Origin of the sequence: Vreelandella salicampi (genome assembly GCF_013415105.1) — a bacterium.
Taxonomy (GTDB): domain Bacteria; phylum Pseudomonadota; class Gammaproteobacteria; order Pseudomonadales; family Halomonadaceae; genus Vreelandella; species Vreelandella salicampi.
This window is the reverse complement of record NZ_JACCDF010000014.1, coordinates 22,341-48,493: the sequence shown is the minus strand read 5'-3', so window position 1 is coordinate 48,493 and position 26,153 is coordinate 22,341. Positions and strand designations below refer to the sequence as shown.

14 protein-coding genes are annotated in these 26,153 nt (G+C 59.7%); 11 read left to right on the top strand and 3 right to left on the bottom strand.

Features of this window, described 5'->3' with window-relative positions; translation table 11 throughout:
* Window positions 1-7 precede the first annotated feature (7 nt).
* Window positions 8-1,363 carry a diguanylate cyclase domain-containing protein gene (locus HZS81_RS14795; RefSeq protein WP_241697523.1) on the bottom strand — a complete coding sequence of 452 codons (1,356 nt, stop codon included), beginning with the start codon at window positions 1,361-1,363 and terminating at the stop codon, window positions 8-10.
* A 56-nt stretch (window positions 1,364-1,419) separates the two neighbouring features.
* Window positions 1,420-2,484: an endonuclease/exonuclease/phosphatase family protein gene (locus HZS81_RS14790; protein WP_179931285.1), complete on the bottom strand. Its 1,065-nt coding sequence runs from the start codon at window positions 2,482-2,484 to the stop codon at window positions 1,420-1,422.
* Window positions 2,485-2,760: 276 nt separating this feature from the next.
* Here HZS81_RS14790 and HZS81_RS14785 point away from each other — a divergent pair, with 276 nt between their 5' ends.
* The 4 genes from HZS81_RS14785 to HZS81_RS18100 all read left to right on the top strand — a co-directional run bounded on the left by HZS81_RS14785 (window position 2,761) and on the right by HZS81_RS18100 (window position 5,220).
* Window positions 2,761-2,919: a YqaE/Pmp3 family membrane protein gene (locus HZS81_RS14785; RefSeq protein WP_179931284.1), complete on the top strand. Its 159-nt coding sequence runs from the start codon at window positions 2,761-2,763 to the stop codon at window positions 2,917-2,919.
* Window positions 2,920-3,044: 125 nt separating this feature from the next.
* On the top strand, window positions 3,045-4,166 hold the full coding sequence (locus HZS81_RS14780) for an AI-2E family transporter (RefSeq protein ID WP_179931283.1): 1,122 nt from the start codon (window positions 3,045-3,047) through the stop codon (window positions 4,164-4,166).
* 166 nt (window positions 4,167-4,332) lie between these two features.
* Complete coding sequence (locus HZS81_RS14775; RefSeq protein WP_179931282.1) at window positions 4,333-4,755, top strand: PRC-barrel domain-containing protein; 423 nt, start codon at window positions 4,333-4,335, stop codon at window positions 4,753-4,755.
* Window positions 4,756-5,028: 273 nt separating this feature from the next.
* Complete coding sequence (locus tag HZS81_RS18100) at window positions 5,029-5,220, top strand: MgtC/SapB family protein (protein WP_338401867.1); 192 nt, start codon at window positions 5,029-5,031, stop codon at window positions 5,218-5,220.
* A 102-nt stretch (window positions 5,221-5,322) separates the two neighbouring features.
* Here HZS81_RS18100 and HZS81_RS14765 read toward each other — a convergent pair whose 3' ends face one another.
* Window positions 5,323-6,897 carry a GAF domain-containing sensor histidine kinase gene (locus HZS81_RS14765; protein WP_179931281.1) on the bottom strand — a complete coding sequence of 525 codons (1,575 nt, stop codon included), beginning with the start codon at window positions 6,895-6,897 and terminating at the stop codon, window positions 5,323-5,325.
* A 296-nt stretch (window positions 6,898-7,193) separates the two neighbouring features.
* Here HZS81_RS14765 and HZS81_RS14760 point away from each other — a divergent pair, with 296 nt between their 5' ends.
* Genes HZS81_RS14760 through HZS81_RS14730 form a run of 7 tightly spaced genes read left to right on the top strand, consistent with a single transcriptional unit; the run spans window position 7,194 to window position 26,119 of the window.
* On the top strand, window positions 7,194-9,788 hold the full coding sequence (locus tag HZS81_RS14760) for a hypothetical protein (protein ID WP_179931280.1): 2,595 nt from the start codon (window positions 7,194-7,196) through the stop codon (window positions 9,786-9,788).
* A complete protein-coding gene (locus HZS81_RS14755; protein ID WP_179931279.1) occupies window positions 9,781-10,167 on the top strand; it encodes a response regulator in 387 nt (128 codons plus the stop codon). Before HZS81_RS14760 ends, HZS81_RS14755 begins: the two co-directional genes overlap by 8 nt.
* A complete protein-coding gene (locus tag HZS81_RS14750; RefSeq protein WP_179931278.1) occupies window positions 10,164-13,379 on the top strand; it encodes a poly-gamma-glutamate biosynthesis protein PgsC/CapC in 3,216 nt (1,071 codons plus the stop codon). Before HZS81_RS14755 ends, HZS81_RS14750 begins: the two co-directional genes overlap by 4 nt.
* A complete protein-coding gene (locus HZS81_RS14745) occupies window positions 13,376-15,835 on the top strand; it encodes a hypothetical protein (RefSeq protein ID WP_179931277.1) in 2,460 nt (819 codons plus the stop codon). The genes HZS81_RS14750 and HZS81_RS14745 overlap by 4 nt, the downstream gene beginning before the upstream one ends.
* On the top strand, window positions 15,832-16,719 hold the full coding sequence (locus tag HZS81_RS14740; RefSeq protein ID WP_179931276.1) for a hypothetical protein: 888 nt from the start codon (window positions 15,832-15,834) through the stop codon (window positions 16,717-16,719). The genes HZS81_RS14745 and HZS81_RS14740 overlap by 4 nt, the downstream gene beginning before the upstream one ends.
* Entirely contained in the window at window positions 16,716-21,947 is a 5,232-nt protein-coding gene (locus HZS81_RS14735; RefSeq protein ID WP_179931275.1) for a hypothetical protein, read from the top strand. The genes HZS81_RS14740 and HZS81_RS14735 overlap by 4 nt, the downstream gene beginning before the upstream one ends.
* Entirely contained in the window at window positions 21,944-26,119 is a 4,176-nt protein-coding gene (locus HZS81_RS14730; RefSeq protein WP_179931274.1) for a HEAT repeat domain-containing protein, read from the top strand. Before HZS81_RS14735 ends, HZS81_RS14730 begins: the two co-directional genes overlap by 4 nt.
* Window positions 26,120-26,153: the final 34 nt, after the last annotated feature.

Sequence of the window (26,153 nt, the reverse complement as noted above, 5' to 3'; positions counted from 1 at the left end):
ATTCGGTTCAGAGAGAATGTGCGTCCACCTTTTCGGATGTGTCGTAAAAGCACATCCGGTTTGAACCGGACTTTTTGGCATTGTACATGGCGTGATCCGCGGCTTGCAGTAGAACCGGAGAAGAGGATGCATCCTCGGGGTAGAACGAGATCCCGATACTCACGGAAATCTGGATAGGCTGTTGCGAGGTTTGAAAGGACACTGCGAGCGCATCAATAATATTCTGAGCGACAAGCTCAACATCCTTACGTCGATTTGCCGCGGTGAGAATCACGGTAAATTCATCGCCACCCAGACGGGCAACCGTGTCGTCCTCGCGAACCCGATCAACAAGACGTTCTGCTACCTCACACAGCAGATGATCGCCAGCTTCATGGCCGAGCGAATCATTGACTTCCTTGAAGCCATCAAGGTCCAGGAAAAGCAGGGCAAGCGGCACGCCACTGCGTTTTGCATGTTTCACTTCCTGTTCCAGGCGGTCCAGGAACAGACGTCGATTTGGTAGTCCGGTCAAAGGGTCATGATGGGCGTTGTGCCATGCTTTTTCTTCGGCGAGCGCTCGTTCGGTAACATCCCGGAAAATGCAGACCGTCGCTTCCGTGTGTTGATGCTCATCAAGCACGGGCGCCAGCAGATATTCGAACCTTTCACCCTGTTTAGAAGCAAAGGTGTGAATCAAATTGCCGCGATAGGTGGACTGGTCAGCCATTACTTTTTCATGGTTGCGCTGAAAATCCGAAGCGAACGAAAACCCGAGGTCAAAGCTGGATTTTCCGATGATCGCCTCGGGCGCAAGAGCGAAAAGATCGGCCGTGGCCTGGTTGGCATAAATAAACCGACCTTCTAGATTGAGAACACAAATCGGGTCGGGCGATGCCACCAGAACGGCGCTGAACAACCGAGTTTCCACCTCTTTTACGGTCGCATATTGCTCTAGCGATTCCGCGACGGCTTGGTCGATGGCTTCATGGAAACGGGTAAGGTCGTCAAGCTGCGGGCCGGAAACCGTTGGGTACGCTTTCGTCCAGAGTGACACCACGCTCGCACGCAGGGCTCGGAACTCGGAAATGGTCTCCATGACACTGAAGCCGCTGGTTTGGCGTTCGCCACCGTGCACTTCTGCCCAGGATTCCCCACCATCTTCGGATCCACGTCCTTTCGATTTAGCGGCCTGTTCTGAGTCACTTTGGTGTGAATCGATATCGTCGGCAATCACCAGAAGCATGTCCTTGGCGTGGTCGCGCAGCCCAGTCGTGCCCATATGGCTGGCATGATGGAGGGTTTTGGCAAATTTTTCCCAGTTCTCAAGAATCGGCTCTATATTTTCCCGAATAAAATCCGCTAATCGCATATTTGCCTGCATTGTTTAGCTCTGAATAAGAGCAGAAAAGATCAAGAAAGACGTTCCTCCTGACAGAGTCATTCGTCTGCTTGCTGCTTACCATCTTCTATCTTCTCATCGACCTGCTCGCCTTCCGCCCGGTTGGTATCGGGTTCCACCTGGTCGGCTTTTGCTCCTGTCTCAAGGCTCAGCTCGATGAACATGGGAAAATGATCCGATCCCCAGGCGGGGCCTCTTTCCATGCGGACAAGCTTGAAATGATCAGAGTGGAAGACGTGATCGAGCGGCCAGCGCATGAGTGGATTCTTGGCGTTGAAGGAGTTGTACATTCCCCGCCCAACACGCGGGTCGAGCAGACCACTGGTTTTCTGAAACAGGGACGTGGTTTGGGACCAGGCGACATCGTTGAAATCCCCGGCAATAATGGTGGGCCCTTCGCGCGTCTCAACTTCCCGGCCCACAATGAGCAGCTCCGCATCGCGTTCCGTCGTCTCGGTCGCAAACATTGGGTTGGGAGGGTCGGGGTGAACGAAATGCATAAATACCCGGTCGCCGGAAGGCAATATCACCTGCATGTGCATCGATGGCATGCTGTCTTCGAGAATAAACCGGATGTCGGGATTGATTAGCTCCAGGCGACTGTACAGAAGCATCCCATAGGTGTTGTCGAGCGGATGTTTGAGCGTGTGCGGATACTCATTTTCCAGTGTTCTGAGCGCTTTTTCCCACCACCGGTCGGTCTCCACGGTCAGGATCATGTCTGGATTATACTTGCGCACGATACCCAGGAGCGCCTTTGACTCCTGGTTTTCCATCAACACGTTTGCCACGAGCAGGCTAATATTGGCGTCATCCGAGTCAGATTCAGTCGTTAGCACCTGCTTGGGCATCAGCACCGTGTAAGGCAGCATCTTGACGACTTGATATCCCACGGCCAATACCAATAGCGCGAGAACGGCGGATTCGTAGGGGCGTTGCGTGTCCCAGTAATAGAGGTAGAAGCAAAGAATGACAATACCGGCGGTAGCGATCTGCGCTCTGGGAAAATCCAGCACGCGAATCCACCACTGGTTGAAACGCAGTAGCGGAAGGAGCGTAGCAATCACCAACATCAGGGCCAGTGCGACCAGAACAATACTCATAGCATTTGAAAGGGCTTCCCGAGCCCGCCACCTTTTCCATTTTTCGACGCGCCGGGCGTCAATAGTTGGAGTATAGGCACGTTTCTCAATATTCACTGTGCGCTAGCGCACGCTGTTTGAGGAAGAAAAACCACGATCAGAGCTGTGCGATGGCGTCTACTACCGTATTTTTTCCGGCCGAGTGTGCGATGCCGCACGGAGCCTTCGGGCCATACGGTGCAGAATGCGGAGTCTCTCGCCCGTTGGGGCATCCTATTCTATCCAGGAGTATGACCATTGGATCTGTTACGCATCATCATCGCGATCCTTCTGCCACCGCTCGGCGTCTTCTTGCAGGTAGGCATCGGAATGCATTTTTGGATCAACATTTTGCTTACGCTGTTCGGATATGTGCCCGGCATCGTTCACGCCGTGTGGATCATCGCTAGGCGATAAATAGAACACGCGATGGAAAAAGACGAATCCGTGTTCTACACAGATAATGAGAAGTACTCTGCGGAACTTGCCTGAGTTTGAGCACGATGGAACCCCCTTGCTTACCTAGAGGGTGAAGGAAGCCCATGAGCATCGAAAAGAGAACGCCTTTCGACTTTACACCCGGCGAGCAACGGCTGTTCCGTTACACCATTGTCGCCCTCAGCGCCGTCACCCTGTTGGGCACGATTGTATTTATCATCTGGGTTCTTGGGCACATCATCGCTGCCCTAAACGCCCTGGTTTTCCCTCTGGCGATTGCCGGCGTGCTGGCCCTGGTGCTTTACCCGGTTGTAGACCTATTCGAGCGATTCTTGCGCATGAACCGGCTCGCCGCCGTGATCACGCTTTTTTTGGTCCTGTTCGGCCTATTTATCACGGTGATGGTACTGGTCTTGCCCACAGCCGTAGGTCAGGGCAGAGATTTTTTTGAGTCTGTGCCGAAGATAGCGGCGGATGGACACGAAATCTTGTCGTTCCGGTTTCCAATAGTGTTGCCGATGTTGGAAGATTTCATGTCCGACATAAAGATCCAGTCGATGCTTCCCGATGCGGAGCAAGCCACTAGCCGTGCCATCGGATACATCAGTTTTCTAATGGGGCTTGCTTTTGTCCCCCTGTACCTCTTCTTTGCACTGCTTTCCGGCAACCGCATGAGGGAGTCCGCCAAGGGTGCGCTGTTTCTGTTTACGTACGAAACGCAGAAAGAGGTGATATACCTGAGTCAGGTGTTTGTCGATTACGTTACCGCGTTCTTTCGCGGACAGCTGATTATCGGACTGACCATGGGTGTCATCATGGCGGTTGGTTTTACCCTCATCGGGCTTGAGGCTGCGATTTACTTCGGCCTCGCGTTGGGGTTGCTCAACATCGTGCCGTATCTGGGCTTTATTGTCGGCGTTGTCACCGTCGTACCCATTGCCTATTTCCAGCCCGACGGGGGCGGTCAGCTCGTTTTGCTATTGCTGGCAGTCATCGCTGCCACGCAGCTGGTGGAAAGCGTGGTGCTTACGCCCAAGATCATGGCTGATCGCTCGGGCCTGCATCCCGCTGTGGTTGTGATCTCCATCCTATTCTGGGGCACCGTACTGGGTGGAGTTATTGGCATGATCCTCGCCGTTCCTCTGACAGCCTTCCTCGTCACCCTCGGGGCGCACGTGAAAAACAGTATGCGCACTAAGTTGGGGTCTAATGAAATCGATTGGTAGATAGTCAGCGCGTTATTTTCACCCGTCGTCTCGTCAAGTGTGTGGTACCGCACGGACAAATAGTTCGTTTATACCCAAGATGATATGGCATTTCCGCGATTCGGGAATGGCACTCTAGGCCCACACAAGGGTTTGGCAAACTGCGTAAAGCAGAGGAGATATAACGATGAAGAAGCTCAAGACATTTATCCTTTCCGCCGCTATTGCGCCAGCATTTGCACTCAGCACAACGGCAATGGCGGAGAACGATGACGCCATGAAGGAAAACGGCGAACAGCTGATGAGCAGTAAGCCCACCGGTGCGTTCTACGCCGACGATGTTATTGGCGAGGCTATCAAGCATCGTAGCTCAGAAGAGATGATTGGCGAGGTACAAGACCTGATCATCGGCGAAGATGGCCGTATCATCGGTGTCGTGGTAAAGACCAGTGGCTTTCTTGGGCTCGGCGGACAAGAAGCCGGGATAAACTGGGAACACATTGAGCGGACCATGGAAGATGACGAAGCCGTGCTCTACACGGAGATTGAGGAGGAAGCGCTGCGTGAAGCACCCGAGTTCGAGCGCGACGAAGACGAATCTGATTCGTAAAGCCTAACCCCATCATCAACGGGGGCACATTGTGCCCCCGTTTTCTTTTAGCCCATCCCCCGGGGTATGCACCTAGGCCTTATTCAGACTCTCATTTTTAGCGCCGAATGCCGCATGACAAACACAACAGGAAAAAGCGATGGAGTTGATTGCTAATACCATCATGTCTGAGTTTTCGGATTTTAACCCACAGTAAACGGGAATCCCGGATTCAAAAATGAGTCGCGTTATTCAAGGAGTGATTGCCGGTATTGGCTTTTTTGTGCGGGCACCATTATCACCGGCAAAGATGAACAAGGTGCCACAGGGCTTACCACAGCGGCGGGTATTTGGTTTACTGCCGCCATCGGGATAGCCATTGGCTTGGGGCGCGAGCAGACGGCGCTGTTATGTACAGTTCTCGCCTGGGTAGTGCTTTACGTGGTGCCTTTTTTTACCCAATCAATACGCAAAAAAATTCCATGACGCGGGACTCTACATTTAATTGAGGGGGAAAGTCGTACGCAACGCGAGCCGCTAACCTCGCCACACTCACTGTTGTGCGAGGGGGCGGCTAACAGAGCCAGGCTAAGCACGGTCTTTTTCTAGAGTTTCCTGCATCTGTAAGTCCACGTGGAAGGCAGTACCCATGTGGATTTTTGAGTCGACATGCACGTGACCCTGCATGCCTTCTACATAGGCTTTCACGAGAGCAAGCCCGAGCCCCGTGCCGGGCCTTTTTTTGTCGCTATTCTGTGCTTGGCTGAACTTCTCGAAGAGGTAGGGTCTGAACGCCTCCGGAATACCGGGGCCGCGATCAATAACGCTGATTCGCACCCGGTTTTCACCGTCATCGCTTTCCTCAAGACGATGGGCCTCGACTCTGACATGCTCACCGGCGGGAGAGAACTTTATCGCGTTGGATAAAAGGTTGGTTAGCACCTGCTGCAAGCGGTCGGGGTCTGCCAAGACCGACCCAGGGGGTACTTCACCCAGCTTAAGGCCTACACCGTGCTTGTGGGCGAAGCCCTGGTTAGTGGAGACGGACTCGTTGAGAAACTCGGCGAGATTAAGCGGCTTTAGTGTGAAGTCGACTTTGCCTAGCTCCGCCTTTTCGAGGTCGAGAAACTCCGTAACCAGTCTTACCAGCCGCTGGCTATTGCGCTGAGCAAGGGTCGCCATCTCGGACACCGGCTCCGGTACAGGCCCCGCCATGCCCGAAGTGATCACCGACAGGGCACCGTCGATAGAGCCCAGGGGCGTGCGCAGCTCATGGCTCACCGTGGAGATAAGCTCCCGCTGGGCGCGTTCGATTGCTTTGCGCTCGCTGATGTCGCGGACCACGCTTGCGAACACCGGCACGCCGGTCTTGATAATTTGAAGGCGGATCTCCACCGGATACAACATGCCTCCCTTGCGCCGGCGCATCTGCTCACTGATCACGACCTCTTTTTCCCCTTGGCGCAGTGGCTTTAGCAGTGCCTCAAGGCTTTCCCGGTTAAGCTCCGGCATCATGTCCAGTGGGGTGGCTTCTTTGAGGGCTTCCATGTCGGTATCGAGTTCTTCCAAGGCGCTGGCGTTGGCGTAGACATAACGCAGGCTCTCCATGTCGAATAGCGCTACTTCTTCCGACATAGCGTCAAGCACTGAGCCCAACCAGGCGAACTTGGCTTCTTGCCGACGCGTCTTGAGCAGCGTTTCGACTAGCTGGGCCAAGGCTTCGATGGACTCTTTCTGCTCTGGTTCCAGCTCACGGGGTTTGCGGTCCATCACGCAGAGGGTGCCTAGGGCCTCTCCGGTGGCACTGTGGATGGGCTTGCCAGCATAAAAACGGGCATGAAAATCGCTTTCAACGTAAGGGTTGTCGTGAAAGCGGGGGTCTTGGGTGGCGTCGGGCACTTGCATGATGCCTTCGCTAAGGATGGTATGGCCGCAAAAGCTCTCCTCGCGAGCGGATTCTTGGAGATCCATGCCGTAGGTGGACTTGAACCACTGGCGGCGGGAATCGAGCAGTGCGATGAAGGCATAAGGAGTGTCGCAGATCTTCGCCGCCAGGGTCGTGATGGCATCGAACACCGGCTCGCTGGGTGTATCGAGAATGTAATGATCGGCAAGGCTGGAAAGCCGTGCAGCTTCATTGGCAGGCAGGCGAGGCGTTTGCATCACAGGTCCCTTTCTATTGGCAGCTCATCGGTTATGACCACGCTTCAAGGGCGTCGGTATCGATGTGACTCTAACGCAGGCGTTGTCGTTTACCCAATATGCAAATGACTTTGCGATGATGAGATAGGTAAACAAGCGTTGACCATGAAGTTAAACTCAAATTCATACTAGTGTATATTTTGAGTTTATTAGCCTCGTTTATAGCAAGTGAGCGCTATCAGCTTCTCAACCCGGTTACTTCTATGCTTCTGGTGCCATTGAACCGCTGGCGTTTTGCTGGCCCTTGGATTGCCCTAATGACTCTTGTGGCCATCTGGTTGGCAAGTGCCCTGGGTGTTTTCCAGCTGCCTAATGCCTGGATGCACTGGCAGTTCCATCGCCTCAACCTAGGGGATAGGCCCACGCCTCAGGTACTTTTGGTGGAGGCCGATTTCGAGCAGCGGCAACAGACAGAGTGGCTTGAGCTTATTAAGCAACTTGAGCAATTCGAGCCTGCAAACATCGGCCTTCTACACGAGCCTGCTGAGCTAACACAAACACACCTTGAACGGCTGCGTGAGGCAGGCGTGGTGATTGGCCAGACGGCCGCTCAGGCATCCGGCGACAACCGGGTGCTGACGCTTCCGCCTTCCCAAGCCTTGGATAGCTTGGGCTTGCATCGGTCCAGCTTCGTCGACGACGGCGAGCGTTACCTCAGCACCGAGGCGGCGGTGGTGAGCCGGGCAGAGGGTACAGCAGTTGCCGAGGAACCTTTTCTGATCGATTTCCGCCCGGGGATGAATTACCTGCCGGTAATACAAGCCGAGCGGGTGCTGCGTGGTGATCTCACGCGGGATCTGGTCGGCGGTCGCGTGGTCCTGGTGGGGCGCAGCATCGACCCGACCAATCCGCCGCTGCTCACGCCTTTGCCGCAAGAAGCCAATGTGTCACGACTGGTATACGCCGGCTATGCGGTGGATACCCTATTGCGGGGCCAGCCGCTTAGCGGCACGACCTGGTGGCAGAACCTGCTGCTCTCCCTTGGCGTGTTGGGTGTCTCGGTGCTGCTCTATTTTCGTCTGGGCGTAAAGCGCTCGCTCGGGGTTTCGTTGGGGGGCGGCCTGCTCTTGCTAATCTCGGGCTGGCTAAGCCTTCACTTTCTAAGCATCGTTTTGCCGGTAGCGGAGCTGATCGCCTTTCATTTGCTGCTCTGGTATTTGCTCTCCCGTCGCGAGCAGCGGCTTGAGTCGGCGACTGTGCGTAAGCTTTTACGTGCCAGCAGCCGCCGCCTGCATGATCGCTTACTACCCTCTGACTTCAACTCAAGCCAAGACCCCTGGGGGCAGATCATCCTGCTTACCACGCAGATTTTGAATCTTGATCGGGCCATTCTTCTGGAGCGCCAGGGCAGCGCCAAGCATCTGCGTGAGATAAAGGCTTACCGCTGCTCCATCGACGACATCGACGAGCGCCGACGCGACTTCGAGCGGACTCCCTATTCCACTGCGCTGGAAGAGGGTGGCCCCATCGTGCTGTCCAAGACCTTTTTGAGGAATCCTGAACCAGGCAGCCGGCAATTTATCGTGCCGCTTGAGTTTAACGGGCAGCTGTTGGGCTTTTTAATCGGTGAGATGGCTGAAGAAACCCTTGAGAATAATCCTCTCTTTCTCACGCTGCTGCGGGATTTCAGCAGCCAGATCGGCGAGCTTCTCTATCAGCGCCAGCTGTGGCAGGCGCGCCAACGCAGCGAGGCCAGTCAGTGGAAGCGGCTGATGCGTCTCGATTCGGTCGAGTCCGAATACGACTCCCTGAGCGAGGTATCGCAGCTGTTCGAACGGCGCCTAGCGCTTTTGGAAAATGTCTTCAACTCGCTCCATACCAGTACCATACTCTACGACCTCTTTGGCCAGGTGATGCAGGTCAATCGCAAGATGGAGGCGTTGGTACGGCGCTCGGGGCTTTCCGTGTTCAGCATGACTGCCGCCGATGCCATCGCGACCCTCGGCGGTATGCCGCTTTCCACCGCGCGGGAACATCTCCAGCACATGGTGTTGACCGACGAGAGCCTGACGTTCGCGGCCAACTTGCCCGGCGTGGAAGGCGCTTTCTCGCTCAACGTACGGCCTTTAAAGGGCGCCGAGGAGGAGACGTCGAGCCAAACCGTGACGCCTTTCCGGATCCATGGTTTTTTGCTTGAGTTGGTGGATGTCACCCATCTGGTTCGCCTTGAGCGCTTGAAAGACGAACTCGGCAACAAAATCAGCGCTGAGTTGCGCAACCAGTTGGAGGCGGCACTTTTAGCCGCCGAGTTGGGGCGTCAGGATGATGTGGCGACAACTGACAAGGTGGCATTCGGTGAGCTTGTCGAGCGTAAGCTGCAGCAGATGTCGCATACCTTGACCCTCTCCCAGAATATTCTCAACGCCGTCCAGGACATCAGCCGGCTGTCGGACTTTCCGGTCAACGTCACCGCGCTGGCGGAAGATATGGCCCGGCGTTGGGAGCCACGTCTTGCCACTCGTGAGCTCGCCTTCGAACTCGAAAGGCCCCCCTTCAATGCCTTTGTGCGGGTGGATGTGACCCAAATCGAGAACACCCTGGACGCCGTTGTCACCGTGCTCGCCGATGACGCAAGCCCTGGCGGCGTGATACGCCTGAACCTCGAAGAAAAGCACGAAGACAATACGTTCTGGACGACCTTCATTTTTGAGAATACCGGCTATGGTATGCCGGAAGAACGGTTGCAGGCCGCCATGACCGATTCGGCCCGCGCTACCACGCCTGCCATGCACCGGCTGCAGCAGGCCGCAAACCAGGTGACTCTATGGGGCGGAGAGCTGAAGGCGACCACCGCCATCGGCGAAGGAATACGTTTTGAAATACGACTACCAGGGTTTTCATTAGATGACTAACACGCAAACGACCACTAAGCGTATTTTACTCGTCGACGATGATGCCGACGTGGCACAGCTTCTCGGCTTCGTGCTGCGCCGGGCGGGCTTCGAGGTGAAACATGCACCAAGCGCCAAAAAAGCCATGGAAGTGGTGATCAATGCGCCACCGTCCGACCTTTTTATTCTGGATCTGTGGATGCCGGAACTCGACGGCGAATACCTGCTGCGCTGGCTCAGAGACGAGCAGAAGATCGAAAATCCCATTCTCATGCTCACCGGCACCGTGCGTCCGGGGCTTGAAGAGGAACTCAAGGCCGCCGGCGCCGATGCCGTGGCGCACAAGCCCCTTGATATCCAGGCGCTCGATGCCCTGGTGCGGGGGCTTCTGGGAGAATGAACTGGGATCTGCTGCCTTTCCACATCTTTCCCGAGGGCAGTCTTGCCAGCTCTGTCATTACCACTGTCTGGGTGGGCGTGGCAGTGGTGGCTTTCTTCAACCTGCGTTTTGGTTGGAGCCTGGCCGGGCTGGTGGTGCCCGGCTATCTAGTGCCGCTGTTATTGATCAAGCCCTGGAGCGTGGCCGTGATCATCGGCGAGGGCATGGTCACTTATCTTCTCGTTCAGGCTTTTTCGCTGCTTGGCGCACGCTATCTGGGCCTGGCCGATTTCTTCGGCCGCGACCGCTTTTTTGCTCTGGTACTCACCAGCGTCATCGTTCGGGTGGTTTTCGATGCCTACTGGCTGCCGGGGCTCGGGGCCTTTCTTGATGCGAATTTCGGCCTGGAGTTCGACTACGCCAACAATCTGCACAGCTTCGGCCTGATTATCGTCGCGCTGATCGCCAACAACTTCTGGAAGCCAGGCATTGTGCGCGGCACCTTCTGGCTGCTGGTGACCCTGGCCGCGACTTTCGCGCTGGTGCGTTTCGGCCTGATGGAGCTGACCAACTTCTCGGTCTCCAACCTGAACTACCTCTACGAGGACGTGGCAAGCTCGATTCTGGCCAGTCCCAAGGCCTATATCATTCTGCTGACCACGGCCTTTATCGCCTCGCGCATGAATTTGCACTATGCCTGGGAATTCAACGGCATCCTGATCCCCTCGCTGCTGGCGCTGCAGTGGTACCAGCCGACCAAACTCTTGCTCACCTTCGCCGAGGTGGCGGTGATCTTGACCGCGGTGCATCTGCTGCTCAAGCTGCCCTTTTTCGGCAACATCAACCTCTCCGGGGCGCGCAAGCTGTTCTTTTTCTTCAGCGTCGGTTTTGTCTACAAGCTCCTGCTGGGTTACGGCTTTCAGTTTTTCGCGCCCTGGGTCAAGGTCACCGACTTCTTCGCCTTTGGCTATCTCATCTCGACGCTGCTCGCGCTCAAGATTCACGACAAGGACATCGGCATTCGCGTCACCCGCGCCACCCTGCAGACGTCGCTCACGGCCGTGGTGGTAGCAAGTTTCGTGGGCTTTGCCCTGAGCTTCATTCCCGCGCGGTTGATCGAGGAGGGCGCCGATACCCAGGCGCTGGTGGCGCCACCGGAAACCCAGGCAACGCTCGACGATGTGCTGTTGCGCCAGCGGGTGGTGGACTACGGTGTGGTCGGGCGGGAAAACCTGCCGCAACCCAGCGGCGTTGAGCTCGCCCGCTTTCAGGCGGCACTGTTAGCGCTCAAGCGCTACCAGACGGAAGGCGATAACGACCAGCTCGAGCAGGCCCAGCGGGGGCTAAGTGAACTCGATTACGCCATTTCCCGGGTCGAGGAGCGCTACCTGGTTCTGAGCGAGGTGGGCGCGCCGAGGGGCTGGGGCACCTTTATTATCGATACCCGCCCGGAAAGCCGGCTGGTGGTCGAGGTACCCGCGGCCATCGATGAGCGCGGCATCACCGAAGCGGGACTTTCGCTTTTTCGTGATCAACAGGCTGCGGCCCTTGCCGTGAGCAGCGTGCGCCTGCGCGAAAGCACCGCCGGCAGTATCGACGTGACGCGCAACCCCGGCAGCTTCTTTCATCAATTTCATCAGACGTTCGGCCCTCGCAATGCCCTGCAGGTGCGCTTGATTACCCGCAGCGCCGCCCGTGAGCTGCTGGGTGGGCGTGCGCCCAAGACATCGAGTCTGCTTGCCTTGCCAAGCCAACTGCGGGTGAAACAGGCCTTGCCCGAGGATCTAAAACTGCAGTCGCTTGAACGGCTTCTGGGTGGGTTGACCCTGCGCTGGGAGGCGCCCGATATTCCCAATGTGCAGCGCGAGCGCACACGCTCGGGCTTTGCCGAGCTCTACCTCAATCCCGATGCGTTGCGACCGCTCCTTGCCCGCAGCCACCGTCAAGAGGAGGCATCGCCCCCTCTAGCAAGCCATGAAGGGGCGTTAAGCGATTACCTGCTGGAAAGAACCGCGCTGATCCGCGAGGCGGGTGGCGGTGTTTTTCGGCCACCCAGCCTCGATGAACTGCTGTTTCTCGATCTCGAAGTGCTGAGCCCACTTCTTGAGCTTGCCATCAGCGCCGCTCAGAGCGGATGGACCGAAGACGCGTTGAGTGAGCTTCGCTACCTCAATGACTTGGCCCGAGGGCTTGGCTATCGCATCACCCGCTTTCATGATCGCTCCCGCGGCCACCGCTACCTGATCCTAGAAAACACCCGGGACGCCACGCCTACTCAGCCCTGGGGCACCGTGGTGATCGCCACCAACGGGGCGGCGTCCCAGCTTGTCCAGGTGCCGCGCCCACGCTTTGAACGCAATACACTGGAGGCCGGCACCCAGCTATTTCAAACCCTCGAAGCGGGCGCGCTGCTGATCGCGGGTAGCCACCCCTTCCTCGACCCGGCGGGGAATTCTGACGTGCTGAACCCGCGCAATCAGCGCAGCGTGTTCAATCTGATGCATCAGGTTTTCGTGCGTGAAGCGGAGGGCGCGCCGCTGCTCGTCACCCAAGTGAGGGGCATGGGAGAGCGAGAGGACATCCAAGCGCAGAGCCTTTTGGCGTTCGCGGATGGCTTGCGTCCGGACGCCGCGCCACTGCCGCTGCGCGAGCGGCTGCGCCGGTCACTGGAAAACATGGGCCTTGCCCCCGAGGAAGTGCTCGGTGACGAGTCGACCGCCGGTTATGAAGTGGGCAGCAGTGCTCAGACGCGCTATCTGGCCGCTGCCCGCAATACGGATTTTGCCACTGTCTGGATTGCGCCTTCGGTTCGGCGCGCCTTCGCGTTGCCCGCTGATGATCGTCAGCAGCAGCTGCAGTTTCAGGCCCTGGAAATCGACACGCTCGATGCCCCTCTTACTGAGCAGGTCGAGCGGTATGGCCTGTCAAAAGCGCCGCTGCCAGAAAGCGTGGCGTCGCTTCTCGAGCATTACGTGGCGACTGCCAATATCGTGGCGCTGCGCATACTCCAGCACCGTGGGTATCGCCTTGCCCGTGTGCTGGATCCCGATTCCCGCCAGGCCTTTTTGCTAGTAACGAAAGCCGATGACGCCCGCTCCATTCTGGCCATCGCCAATCTGAACCCTCTAAGTGAGGCGGTCACTGAACTGTCGCCAAATACACCACGGGCCGGGGAAGTCGAGGACTTCATTGACCAGCGGGCCTTTCTACTGCGCGCGGGAGGCGAGCAATGAGAATCCTCGGCCGCCTGCTGCTATTACTGCTGTTCGTTATCGTGGCAGCGTTTCTCTACCAGCCTCTGCGTTCGCTGTTTCAGGTGCCGCCGCCGGCGCCCGCCGTGATCCAGCAGCTTGACCTGCACGCGCGCTCCTCAACGGTCTACTTCTTGCCCGAGCAGGAGTGGCTAACCTTTCCCATCATCAGCCAAGCCCCGCGACTACGCGTGCTCACCCACGCCGGGGCAAATCCCGAGGCTGAAAAGGACGTTCCGCTGCGCTACGTCCTTGAATACGAGCTCTTGGACGGCAATCGCGACCCCCTGCATGAGGGAAGCTATACCCAGGAGACTCGCCTACCTCAGCCGCTTATCAAGGACGGCGTGCCGGTGCCGCGCAACCTCTACACTGACAAAGCGCTTGCCGTGGCCGCCGGTCAATCCTTCAACGTACAGCTGGATGCGCTGCCTCAGACGGCCTATGTTCGCTTGCGTCTGAAGCCGCTTGTACCGCCGCTCGAGAACGTCGCCGTGCGCGTTTACTACGAGGAGCGCATGAGCGAGCGGCAAGCCTCGGTTGCCTGGGAGCGGCTGAGCCAAGCCCAGAAGGAGCGGCTGTCACAGGGGGCTATCTACCCGCCGGAGCTGCTGACGCGCCAGGAGCGCTTGAACCTGCTGGAGCGCCAGTGGCAGCCGGTGGGCCCACTCGGCACCAACCCTGCCCAAGGTATACTGTTCAGCATCCAGGGCGCCGACGCTTACATCGACCCGAGCCTGATGCCCCGCTCGCCAGGGCTGTATGCCGGGCCGGATCGCCGCGGCTTGCTGCCCATTGAGACAGAAGGGCGATACCGCCTCCAATTCACGCCCCTTTTCGATGAAGGCCTGGAACCCGAACTCTCGCTGCGCCATGTCACCGAGCAGTTCGAGGCGCCGCGTGAGGAGCGGGTGACCCTTTCAGGCGAGCCGCTCTCAAGCGAGCAAGTTCTCTCGCCGGGGCTCCTGGTGGTCACGCCGAATCAGCCGGGTATGCTCGATATCTGGCCGGTCGAGGAGCCCGAGCAGAGCGCGCTGCCCGAGCCACGCTTTCTGCGCGCTTGGGCTGTGCAGCCGGGGCTTGCCGCGGTATTTCAATTGCTGCCCGGGGAGGAAGTGGGTACGTCTCTGCGCCTGGATCTTCGCGCCCACGGCGGTGGTGAACCCCTGCCGACTGAAAAGAATATCCAGGCCGAGTACCGGCTGCTGGAAGCGCAAGGCGGAGTTGTCGATCGAGGAAGGCTTGAGGCCGATGTCGTGCCCTCGATGATCGACCGGGTGGCAGACACCCAGCCCGTGGCGGATCTTTCCGACCCGGCAAGCTTCTATTTGCGCCTGCCGCCCGAGGCCGTTCGTCTTGAGGTCTCAAGCCAGCAGCCACTGCTCGCCAACGCCTATACCCGGCCCGACAACCTGCCGCACCGCACGCGCGTACCGGTGGACTACTACGCTTGGCGAGGCGACGAGGCGGGCCAGCCGAGCTGGTTTATTTTGCAGCCGCCCAAGACGCAATCGCCGGCAACCAACGTAGCACCATCGAAAGAGCCGGCGCCGGCGCCGGAGACAAGTCAAGTGCTGCACGTTCAGTCGCGCCCACCTGAACGTGACCCGGAGCTTCTCGCCGGGCGCTATCAGTGGGCGGCCCTCGATCCTCAGTTAGCCGCACGCGGTGCCCGTATCCTGGTGCCTCTGCGCGGGGAGGAGCGCCTGCGCCCGAGAGGGCTCCCGGCTTACTTCCAGCCCCTGGAGCAGGGCAGTCAGCGCGTGGAAATCGCCGCGCCCGGGGTAACGCGAAGCCTTTCGCCGCAGCTTGTTTATCTGCGCGAAGCGTCTGCTCCCTTCCGCTTAACGCTGCGCATCGACGGCAGGACGGTCCGCCACGAGCTGATTGGCAGGCGCGGTGAGGTAGGCTTGCCGCCGCTCTCGCCGGGCCAGCATGAGGTGGTACTTGATGCCAGCACCTCGGGTACCTGGCTGATGAACTACCGCTACCCGGATGAGTCGGGTTACCTGCGCCGCATGGCCTTCCGGCTTCAAGAGGAAACGCTGCGCTATCCTGTCGATAAACGTGAAGATGGCCAGCTGGTTGGCGCGCGTTTTTACTCGCTTGGCGACGCCGGCGAGGCGAGCACGGTGCGGGTGCGCATCACTCCTGAGGCGCTGAACCCAGGGCCGACGCAGGAGTGGACGCATCTTGAGCGGCTCTATCAGGTGACGCCCACCGCCGAGGAGGCCGGGGTCGGCTATGTGCTCGACCAGCAGCGCGAGCGGCTCGCCCATGGCCAGCCGATCCTGATCGATTTGGGCAGTGATCTTCCCGATGGTCCTGTGACGGTGGAGTTTTCGCTGCAGAGCGGAGCGCCGGGCTATATCGTTTTCCACGAAGTGCTGCCGGGCGAGCACGAGCGAACGCGCAGTTTTCGCGAGGAGGGTGAATGAAAAGAGTCAATGTAATGAAAAAAACCTTGCTCATGGCGGCGGCAACGCTGGTGGTGCCCGGCACGCTGACGCTGGCCTCTGCCAAGGCGAGCCTTGAGACACTGCTTGAGGAGGCGCGCAGCGCAGAGTACGTTGTGCCCCCCGCGAACAGCATCCTCCAAGCCCAGGAGGGCTTCCGGCAGTGGCTCGCTAAGGATGACCGCCGCGAAGGAGGGCGCAACTTTAAGGCCCTGGGCTATGAGGCGGTTGCCCTGTCGCAGTCGGAAACCGTTGCCTTGACCGAAAAGAAAGACGCGCGCCGAGGGCGGGGGCTCTTCGCTGCGCGTATGGAGGGCGGCTCACCGTTGCTGATCCAGGCGCCGCATCAGTATTTCGACCTGCGTACCGGCACGCTCGCGCGCCAGCTCTTTCTGGAAAGTGATGCCCTGGCCGCGGCATGGAACACGACCCATCGCTATGAAAGCGATGACACTGACCTAGTGCACATTGCCGATAGCTACCTTCACGCCCTGAGCCGCGCCTTTGCCGATATACATCCAGAAGGGCGGATACTCCAGCTGCACGGTTACAGCCGTGCCAAGCGTGATAGCCGCGCCGGGCGTGAGGCTCAAGCCATCTTAAGCGACGGCACGAGTTATCCGCCTAAGTCGCTAGTGCAACTGACCGCGTGTTTGTCCGACCGACTCGACATCCGCGCACTGCTTTATCCCAGGGATGTTCGTGAACTCGGCGCCACCACCAATACGTTGGCTGCCGACTTGCGCCGTCGCAACTTCGATGGCTTTGTGCATCTGGAGCTTGACGCCGATCTGCGCAAACGTCTGATCAGGGACGCGGATGCCCGACATACCCTCATCCAGTGCGTGACGGAGACTGCCCCATGAGATGGCTTGCGGTGATCGTGGCCGCTGCGCTGCCCTTGAGTGCGGCCGGTGAAAATCAGCCCGATGTGTATCCTTACACGTCGGATCCGCTGGCCGAGCGCGAGCGCGCCCATCAGGCACCACGACTGATATGGGAGCAAGCCAAGCGGCTGGATCACACAAGAGATAGCCGAGTGAGTCTCGATGCCGGCGAAACGGCGACCTTTTCACTTGCCGCGCAAGGCCATCTGCGTCTGCAATTGGATGACGACCAGACACCGCCGCTGCTATGGCTCTCCCGCGACGGTGAGCTCTGGTGGCAGGCGCCTTGGACGCCCAGCAGTGAGGGTGGTGAGTGGCTTCATGTGAAGGTCAAGCCATCGCCTCTATTGGTACGCCTGGAGGCTGAGTCGGCGATTCATGGCCGGCTTTTCGTCGCCGAACTCGACCCCGTGGATGCGCCAGATACCTATCAGGAAACCCACGCGACGCAAGCGTTTGAGCACGTCCAGCATATTGATGATGATGGCGAGCGGCGTGATGTTCAGCGCCTGGAACAGGATGACGTGATCGCGCTGGAGTTGGAAGGCCCCCGGGTACTCGCCGTGGCCAGCCGGCCGGCCGACGTTGCAGAACAGCAGCAGTACGCCTTGAGCTGGCGCCTGAATGAAGGGTCCTGGCGGCGTCTCAGCGTTGAGCGTACTCAATTGAGCACCCTCTACCAAGAGGCAGGCGCCTCCCGGTTTCACGGCGGCATGGACCGCCGCTATATGGCGATTCCTGAGGGAGAGCACCGACTGGCACTCAAGGCCTCGTTGCCACTTTTTGTCCGCGTTGAACAGGCTGAGGCGGACTACTTTCTCGATTTCAACGAGCCCGAGCCGACGACGTCCGAGCTTACTCAAGGGCTTATCGCGCAGCCCCTGCGCGCCGATGGCAGAACACTGGAAGAAGTGGAGACACTTAGCCAGTCGAATCACCTCGAGGGTGCCGCCGACATTGCCCTGGGCTTTCTTGAACAAAGCCCTCTTGCACAGGAGGCATCCCTGTTCCCTGGCGCCCGGCCCCAGACGGCGAGCCAAGCCCTTGCCGGTGAGATCGAGCGCGGCCAACGCTTCTTTCGTAACCTCTTCCCCGATGCTGGCGTTCATGCGGCGAGTGCGCCCCTTGCCATGAACATGGCCTGGTTTGCCACCACCAGCCCGCTGAACCTTGAGATTGATGAGCATTACTACCTGGGGGAGGGCGTGCTTGAACGGCTGGGTCGTGGCCTTTTTGTCGAGTTGAACCAGGAACCGTTGCGTTACCCCTTGCCTGAGCGGGCCGGGCCTTCCCGGCTGCGCCTTTCCGTGGCGCGGTTGGCGCCCCAAGATGCCGAGCTTTGGGTGCAGTACGACGATGCACCGGCTCAGCGGCTTAGGCTCTCGGAGCCTGCCAAGGGCGCTTCACTCCCCACGCCTGAGGATGCTGTTCTTTCACAGCGAAAAGCGCCGGGGCAGGCATTGGTGCACCCCACTCTGGGCGGTGACTTTACTGCAAACCGGGAGCCTGGCCACTACTGGCCGGCGGCCAGCGTCGAGCTCCCCCTGCCGGCTGATATTGATGCGGTGCGTGTCTGGAGTGACGCGCCGCTTTCCGTCGCGCTTCAGTACCGGGCAAGTCAGCCCTTTGATGCTGGCGAGAGTGCTTACCGTGCACTGCTGGAGCAGGCGCCCAGCGGCGGGGTTGCCCGCCTGCACCGAGCGCTTGAAACGGCACCGAACCCGGCATCAAGGCCACTTCCCCTCGACCCGACGCCTGAGCAGGCCCTGGAGAATCAGTGGTACCCGATGCTGCGCTACCTTCATGCCGCTCAGGCGGCTTATTTGGATGACATGAAGTCGGAAGGCCCGAACCCGACCGTTAGCCATCTCAATGACCGCCTGAAAAAAGCCCGAGCAGAGGTAGAGCGCAAGGACTGGATCGGCGTGCTGGAAGCGCTTGGTCGAGCTGGCTACGGGCAACACCCGGAGGCTTATCGGCTATCGCAGCAGGCCCTTGAAAAACTTGGCGAGCACTATCTGGCCCATCGCCAGCGTTTGGCCTCGGCGGTATTTGCGCGTGATGCCGTCACAAGGCGCCTGGCGACCGATGATATGTTGACGGAGTACGCCAAGACCCAGAACTGGGGCAGACAGGTGCGTCTGCTGGCCGCGCGTTTTCTGCGCGAAGGCGATAAAGCGCTTCTCGATCCCTTGGGTGAGGCGCTGCATCGCGCCGGGGACGCCCTTTGGGCAACTCAGCTAGGTTGGTTGCTCGCCCATGAAGGGGCCACCCCTAACTGGCTGCCGGAGGCGGCCGAGTCGGCGGGCTGGCAAGCGAGCGCGGACAGCGTCGAACAAGCCGCTTTAAAGCAGGCGCTGCGTCGGGGCGATCTCGCCGCCCGTGAGGGCGATACCGCTCAGACCATGAAGCATTGGCAAAAAGCGGGGGAGATAGGCCGCGCCCGGAGAGAGCGAATGCGCGCGGGTGAATCCATCGCTCGTGCCCTTGAAAGCCCGAACCGAGCGCAGCGCCTGGCAGGGGTAGAGCGCTGGCTTGACTGGTCGTTGTCGTCAGAGCAAACCTTCGACTGGGTCTCGCTGGATAGCCGCCTCGAGCGCGCTCGCGGCTTCTCGACCCTGTTCAGCGAAGTCACGCAAAAGCCCCTTGCGTTGCCACACGCAAGCCGCGATGCACCGGTAGAAGTTGAGGTGGTAGGGCCAGCCGTGTTGCGTGTGCAGCTGCGGCAGGTCGCGCCGGATACCCGTGAAGCGGGAGAGCTTGACTGGCTTTCCGCGGAGCTTGTCGATGTCGCGGGCAAGACGACCACGCTCAAAGCGCCGATTCTCAGTCGCGCGGAAAACCCTTATCTCCAGGCCATCCATCAAGGCACCGCCACGGCCACCGGCGATGACACCTTGGTGGCGGTGCCCCCCGGCCTTCACCGTGTCCGTGTTAGGCCTCAACAACACGAATACCTGACCCAGATGTGGCAGTGGCAGCCGGTCCACCCTTGGGCGGTATTGCCGCCGGTGACGCCCCTGGCCTTGAAGGACCTGCTGCACGCGTCTCCTGGAAGGGAAAATTTCCTTTCCTCCCCGGTGCCCGACTACTTTCAGGTGCGCGACGGTGAGCTTGAGCCGCTGGCGGTTAGGCCGTCGGCGCAGCTTTATAGCCGCGAGCTTGCTTACCTGGATGCAGTCAGCCTCAAAAGTACGCTTGAGGCCCTCGACTTTCCTGATCAGACTGATGTTCAAGAAGGGAGTGGCGGAGCGGAAAGCTGGCCGACAGGGAGCCATGCCGTTCAGGTCGATAACATCGTGACGAGTACCGGTGTGCCCGAATCGCCTGAAAAGGCCCATGCCCTCGCTGTGGCACTGCTCTGGCAGCTTGAGCAGAACCCTGAATCAAGAGATTCGGTAAGTGCACGCCTGGCGCAGTTGGCCGAGGTGCATTCCGAGAAGCCGGCCATTCGCCAACTGGCCGATAGGCTGCTTCAAGGGTATCGCTGGGAGCGCATCAGCAGCAGCTTTGAGAGTGCTGGGGTACGCCAGCTGCCTTTGGAAGAATCGATGCATTCGCCTTTTAGGCGCGTGCGTCAGGCCTTGATGCCGGAATTGTCTGTAGACGCGATGCTCTTGAGTGGCAGAGGCACAGAAGGCGTGGAGCTTTTCACGCCCGAGCCCTTAACGGTTGAATTACGCCTCGCTCAGCGGGTTTTGCCCCACGAAGCGCGTATTCCTGCGGCGGTGATGATTCAGCTTGATGAGCAGGCTCCGCAGCGGGTACTTCTCTCGGAAAGAGAGACCATTGAGCGGATTAGGCTGGAGCCGGGAGAGCACGCCCTGCGGCTGTGGCTTGAAGACCCCCGACAGCAGCAGTTCGTTACTGCCCGGCTTGCCCGTACTGGGAGCGGGGAGCCGCTGCTGGAAGATGAAACGCGCACCTACCACATTGCCGCCCCCGGCCTGCCGGCGAGTTTCTACGTCAAAGGCCCTGCCTGGGTGCGGGTGGATGAGTGGCCGCCGCGCAACGGCTCGACATCCTATCGTTTCGTGGCGCCGGGCTGGCAGACCCTGACCTTCGAGGCGAGAGGCGACGAGGATCGCTACTTTCGGCTGCATGCGTTGCGCCCGTCGCCCGAGGCCGAGTTGCCGCTTGAGCCGGGCGTGATCAAGGCAAGCCTTGCCGTTCCCGCTCGGGGACCCTCGCCGCCGACGGAACCGGCGGCGCCGGTCGCCTGGAAGCTGGAGGATCATCACTCGCCCGGTGCCGGACTGGAGAGTTGGGGCGGCTACCTGAGCTTAGTGGAGCGCATCGACGGTACCGAAGACGATGTAGCGCCGATCCAAGGAACAAGCGCGGTCGAGGCCGGCGTTAGCTACCGTTTTCGTCAGCCCGATAGACGGCTTTTTAGTCGCAGCGATCTGCTTATGCGCCAGCTTGAGAGCAGCCACGAAATAGTGGGTGCCAGGCAGTGGGTGGATTTCTACCCCGACGAAAGTGACTGGCGGTTCGGCTTCTTCGGCGAAGCCTATCTTCAGCCCGGCCGGGTGGATGGCATCGATGGTGACAATCACTGGTCGGCGCGGCTGCAGGGAAGTATCGAGAGGACCTACCGCCTGACGCCGCGGCTTCAGCACGAGCCGAGTATGACCTTGAACCAGCGCTGGTTGAGCTTGGATTCGGTGCCCCTGGCCGACTTATCCGACATAGACCCCGATGTGTACTCGCCCTACAAGGACGATCACCAGCGAAGTCTGGTGCTTTCCGACCGCCTCACTTGGTCGCCCCATCTGGATCAGCGGGTCTATCTCGAGGGGGCGCTGGTGAGCAATGAATCCCTCAACCCCTTTGACCCTGATTATGGGGAAGTCTCCACAGCGGCCAGACAGCTTTTCGGTTCCGTTGCCGGAGAGGTGGGTGTGCGTTGGCGGCGTTATTTCAAAGACGATGACCGGGGTGATAGCCTCGATCATAAGCGGGTCTTTGTGGGCGCCAATCTGTTGCGCTTTGACAGCGGTGCCAATGCCCTGACCCTGCGCGCGGAGGGCGACTACGATATTGACCGTAGCGACCTAGGCTTCCGACTGAGAATCGGCTTTGAAGCCAACGAGGGCCGCCTGAGCCCGGCCAGGCGCCCAGATGAACTCGACTTTCTGCCGCTGCGTCGTGCCCAGCAGCGAGCGCGTGTTGACACCAACCGTCTGGATCCGGTTTACCCATGAAGCGTAACGCCAATGTGCCACTTGAAGATGTGTTGACCGAAGGTCTCTCCGCGCCTTGGCAGCGGGTGAGCCGGCGCCAGATTGCCGCCATCCTGGCCTTTTTGCATAAGAGCGGGCGTCGCCTGCCGAAGGATGACGCGGATGCCCGCTACCGGGTGCTGCTTGATACGCTGCTGGACTGGATCGAGGTGCAGCGCCGTGACATCGCTAGGCTGCATGCCAACCACCATGAGTTCACGGCGCGCCTCGCCAGCGCCCGCTCGGAAGATGAGATTCGCGGACACGTACTCGATTATGCCCGCACCCTGGGCGCGGGGCGGCGCCAGCTCATGGGAGATCGCCAAGCCTTCGGGCGCTGGTTCGGACCCGATGCGGTCAGCGAACGCTACCAGAAGCAGTTCGCCGATTGCGAACGCCACCTAAGCTTCAGCCTGGAGCGGCTGGGGGTGCTGGGCGCACGCTACATGGGCGCGGAGAGCGTGACGCCGGAAGAGGGCATTCAGCGCTGGCGAAAGCTTGATCTTGAGGGCGGGATCGGTGAGCTGCTTGCTTACGAGGGGGATCTGCGCGTTCGCCTCGCCGCTTTTCATGGCCTGGCGCGCGTTGCCCGTGACCTACCGCCGGAAGGTCGGGGACGCTATCTGGGCGATAGTACCCTGACCTATAGCTACCGCCTGGCCATGGATCCCCGCCAGCCGGTATGGCTCCAGACCGAGGCGTTGTCGCTTCTGAGCGTGATGGGTTATCCCGCGGTGGTGGATATCATCGCGCGCCGCCTGACTCGCGTTGTCGAGGGCGACGACTTCTTCGTGCGCCAGCATGCGGTGCAGGTGCTGGGTGATCACAGCGATGACGCGAGATTCGAGACCCTGCTCGAAACGGCCATGAATGACCCGAGCCCTACGGTGCGCCAGGCGCTGATAGACCTTCTGATCAAGCGGCGCCCGACGTCGCTCGAGCAGCACCTGTCGACGCTTGCCCTGGAGGACAGCGCTAGAGAAGTGCGCGGTTATGCCATCCACGCCTTGATTCGGCTGGTCGAGAGCGACGCTTCTTTTGTTGATTTCAGCCGCGAGCTTGCCGAGCGCGGCGCTCGCCATGAACATCTGCCCATCACTCTGCGGCTCTATTGCCACCTCATGCCGGCCATCGCCGCCGTCTTGCTCGAGAAGGAAGAGGAAGCAGCGCTTGAAAGGTGGGCGGAAACCGGTTTTACGCTTCTCACCAGACTGCATACTCAGGCAGACGATCTACGCGTAAGGCGCTGGGCGGCCCAGGCGCGGGAAACGCTGTGGTGCATGGCGGACCCCGAGGCGCGTGATTTGCACGAGCAGCTTCGCACTCGGCTCAAAAAGTCGCCGGTACGCAAGCAGCTGCGTCTTAAGGTGTCTGAGCAGGCGGACGATGATCGCTTGGGTCGCGTACTCAGCGCGCTCACTCAGGATGATTTTGGCCTGGATGCCAGTCGCGCATCAGGAAAGCTTGCGTTTCGGCGCTGGGAGCGCTTTCGCTTTCGGCTCTGGCGGGCCTGGTACGAGCTGATGCACTCTTCGCCGGACAAACGCCAGGCGGGCCATCACACCATCGGGCGGGTCTACTACGGCCTCTTTCAGGTCCCCTCGGCACGGATGTCGGAGCTCAGCCCCACCAAGGTGCCTGGTGAACCCCTGCACATGAGCGACGAGGATGGCTGGCGGCCCTACCTGCCGCTGGTGGATCAGGTAATCTCCAGCCTCGACCAATCCTGGCCGACCCGGCCGATGAAGCTCTACACCAGCGAAGGCGTTACCGAAATTACCCCGCCTGGCGGGCTTGTCGCCCGGCTGCGCGCGCGACTCAAGCTCACCTTCCGCTTTGCCCATTACGCCAGGCTACGCAACTGGGAGGCCGACAGCGGTGGGGCAGCGAATGGCTACATGACCGCACTTCAGTCGCTGGGCTTCACGGTCGGCTTTCGCACCCATACCGATCCCGATGCCAAGCCGCTACCCGAAGATCCGGCGGTGCGGCGCTTCTTTCCCGCACTTGCCTTTCCGCCATTGCTGGTGGGTTGGTGGCAGGATTACACTGGCTACTTTGTGTCGGTTTATCAGAACACGCTGCGCCAGCTGAGCTTCTTTCTGGCCGGTATGCTGGCGCTGTTCGTCGGGCGGCATGTCTATGTCAACCTGACCACCCGTCGTGCTCGCAACAAGCTGCCGCTTGTGATCGGTGGCTGGGGCACCCGGGGCAAGTCGGGCACCGAACGTCTCAAGGCCGCACTTTTTAATGGCATGGGCTTTCATGTGATTTCGAAGACCACCGGCTGTGAGGCGATGTTTTTGCACGGCTACAGCCACCGCGATCTCCAGGAGATGTTCCTGTTTCGGCCCTACGATAAGGCCACGATCTGGGAGCAGGCGGATCTGGTGAAGCTGTCCAAAAAGCTCGACGCGGATGTGTTTCTCTGGGAGTGCATGGGGCTCACGCCCTCCTACGTGCGTATCCTCCAGAAGCAGTGGATGCGCGACGACATCTCCACCATCACCAATACCTACCCCGACCATGAGGATATCCAGGGCCCCGCGGGCATCAATATCCCCATTGTGATGACCGAGTTCATCCCCAAGAACTCGACGCTGATCACTAGCGAAGCGGAAATGCTGCCGATCCTGCAGCAGGCCTCGCAAAAACTCGGCACCGAGTGCCATAGCGTCAGTTGGATTGAGTCAGAACTGCTGCCCGGCGATACGCTGTCGCGCTTTCCTTATGAAGAGCACCCCACCAATATCGCCCTGGTGCTGCGCATGGCCGACGAGTTCGATATTCCCCATCTGTTCGCGCTCAAGGCCATGGCCGATCACGTGGTTCTTGATCTCGGCGTGCTCAAGGTCTATCCGCTGGCCCATGCACGAGGACGCTGGCTGCAGTTCACCAACGGCATGTCCGCCAACGAGCGCCTGGGGGCGCTGGGCAACTGGAACCGGCTGGGCTTCGACAAGCAGGACCCGGAAGCCGAACCCGGCGTCTGGATCTCGACGGTGATCAATAACCGTGCTGATCGGGTGGCGCGTTCAAGGGTATTCGCCGACATCTTGGTCAACGACATCAGCGCCGATCGTCACTTTCTCATCGGCACCAACCTCGAGGGCCTGATGGGCTATATCGAGGAGTCCTGGGCGGTGCGCCGCGAAGAAACCACGCTCTGGCCGCGCTCCCAGGAGAACCCCGACCCCTCGGTGGAGTGGCATCGCCTGGCCCGCCAGATGCGAATTTGTGTTACCGAAGAGGCGGTGCTCGGCAGGCTTGCGGCCATGCTCGAGGGGCTGGGAGTCGAACATGACCCCCAGGCGCTGTTGAAACACCTCGCCGACCCCAGAGAGTATCTAAAAACGCTCACCCAAGAAGGCAACCCGGGGAAGGCATCGCTTTCCCGCCATCTCGAGACGATGCTTGCCCAGCATCAGGCTTACTATCGGGAGTGGCAGGCATTTTGTGAACTCGATGGTCGTATAGCCAAGCACCCAACACCGTCCGATTCACTCGATGAGCAGGCGCGCGAGTTGCTCTGGACTTGGTTCCGCTCGCGTATCGAGATCGTGCGCTCACCCTTCGTCACTGGTGAGCAGCTGGTCAACCTGATTTGCGATCAAACCCCGCCCGGCTACACCAACCGCATCCTCGGCATGCAGAACATCAAGGGCCCGGGGCTTGATTGGGTCTACCGTTGGCAGGCCTGGGACAAAATTCACGCCGCCGGCGAGATGATCCTGAACGGCAATCGCGGCGAGGCCACCCGGGGCTTGCAGTTCTTGGCGAGTTTCCAGGAGTACGGGCTGCTCTCGGCGGAGTACATGCAGGAGCTGCTGAGCCGTGCGCGGGAGCTGCCGGTGGCCCAGAGCGAGAGCTTCCAGGCGGAGTTGCGCTTGATCGCCGCCAATCTCGAGGACAAAAACAGGCCCGAGGAAGAGGAAGAGGGCCCGTCACTCAGCGAATCCTCGGGCGGGTTCTGGATGACGCTCGTAAGCTGGGTGGAGAAGTTTCTCGACGTGGGTGACGCCGTGCGCCGCCGGCGTAAGGCCGATCAAATCTATCGCGACATGGTGTCAAAGCGCATCAGCACCGCCCGCGCCGCCGAGGAGCTTCAGTACCTGACCAAACGCCAGAAGGGCGGCTGGTTGGTTAGGCGGTGAAAGCAAAAGGCCGCCCGAAGGCGGCCTAAAGTAA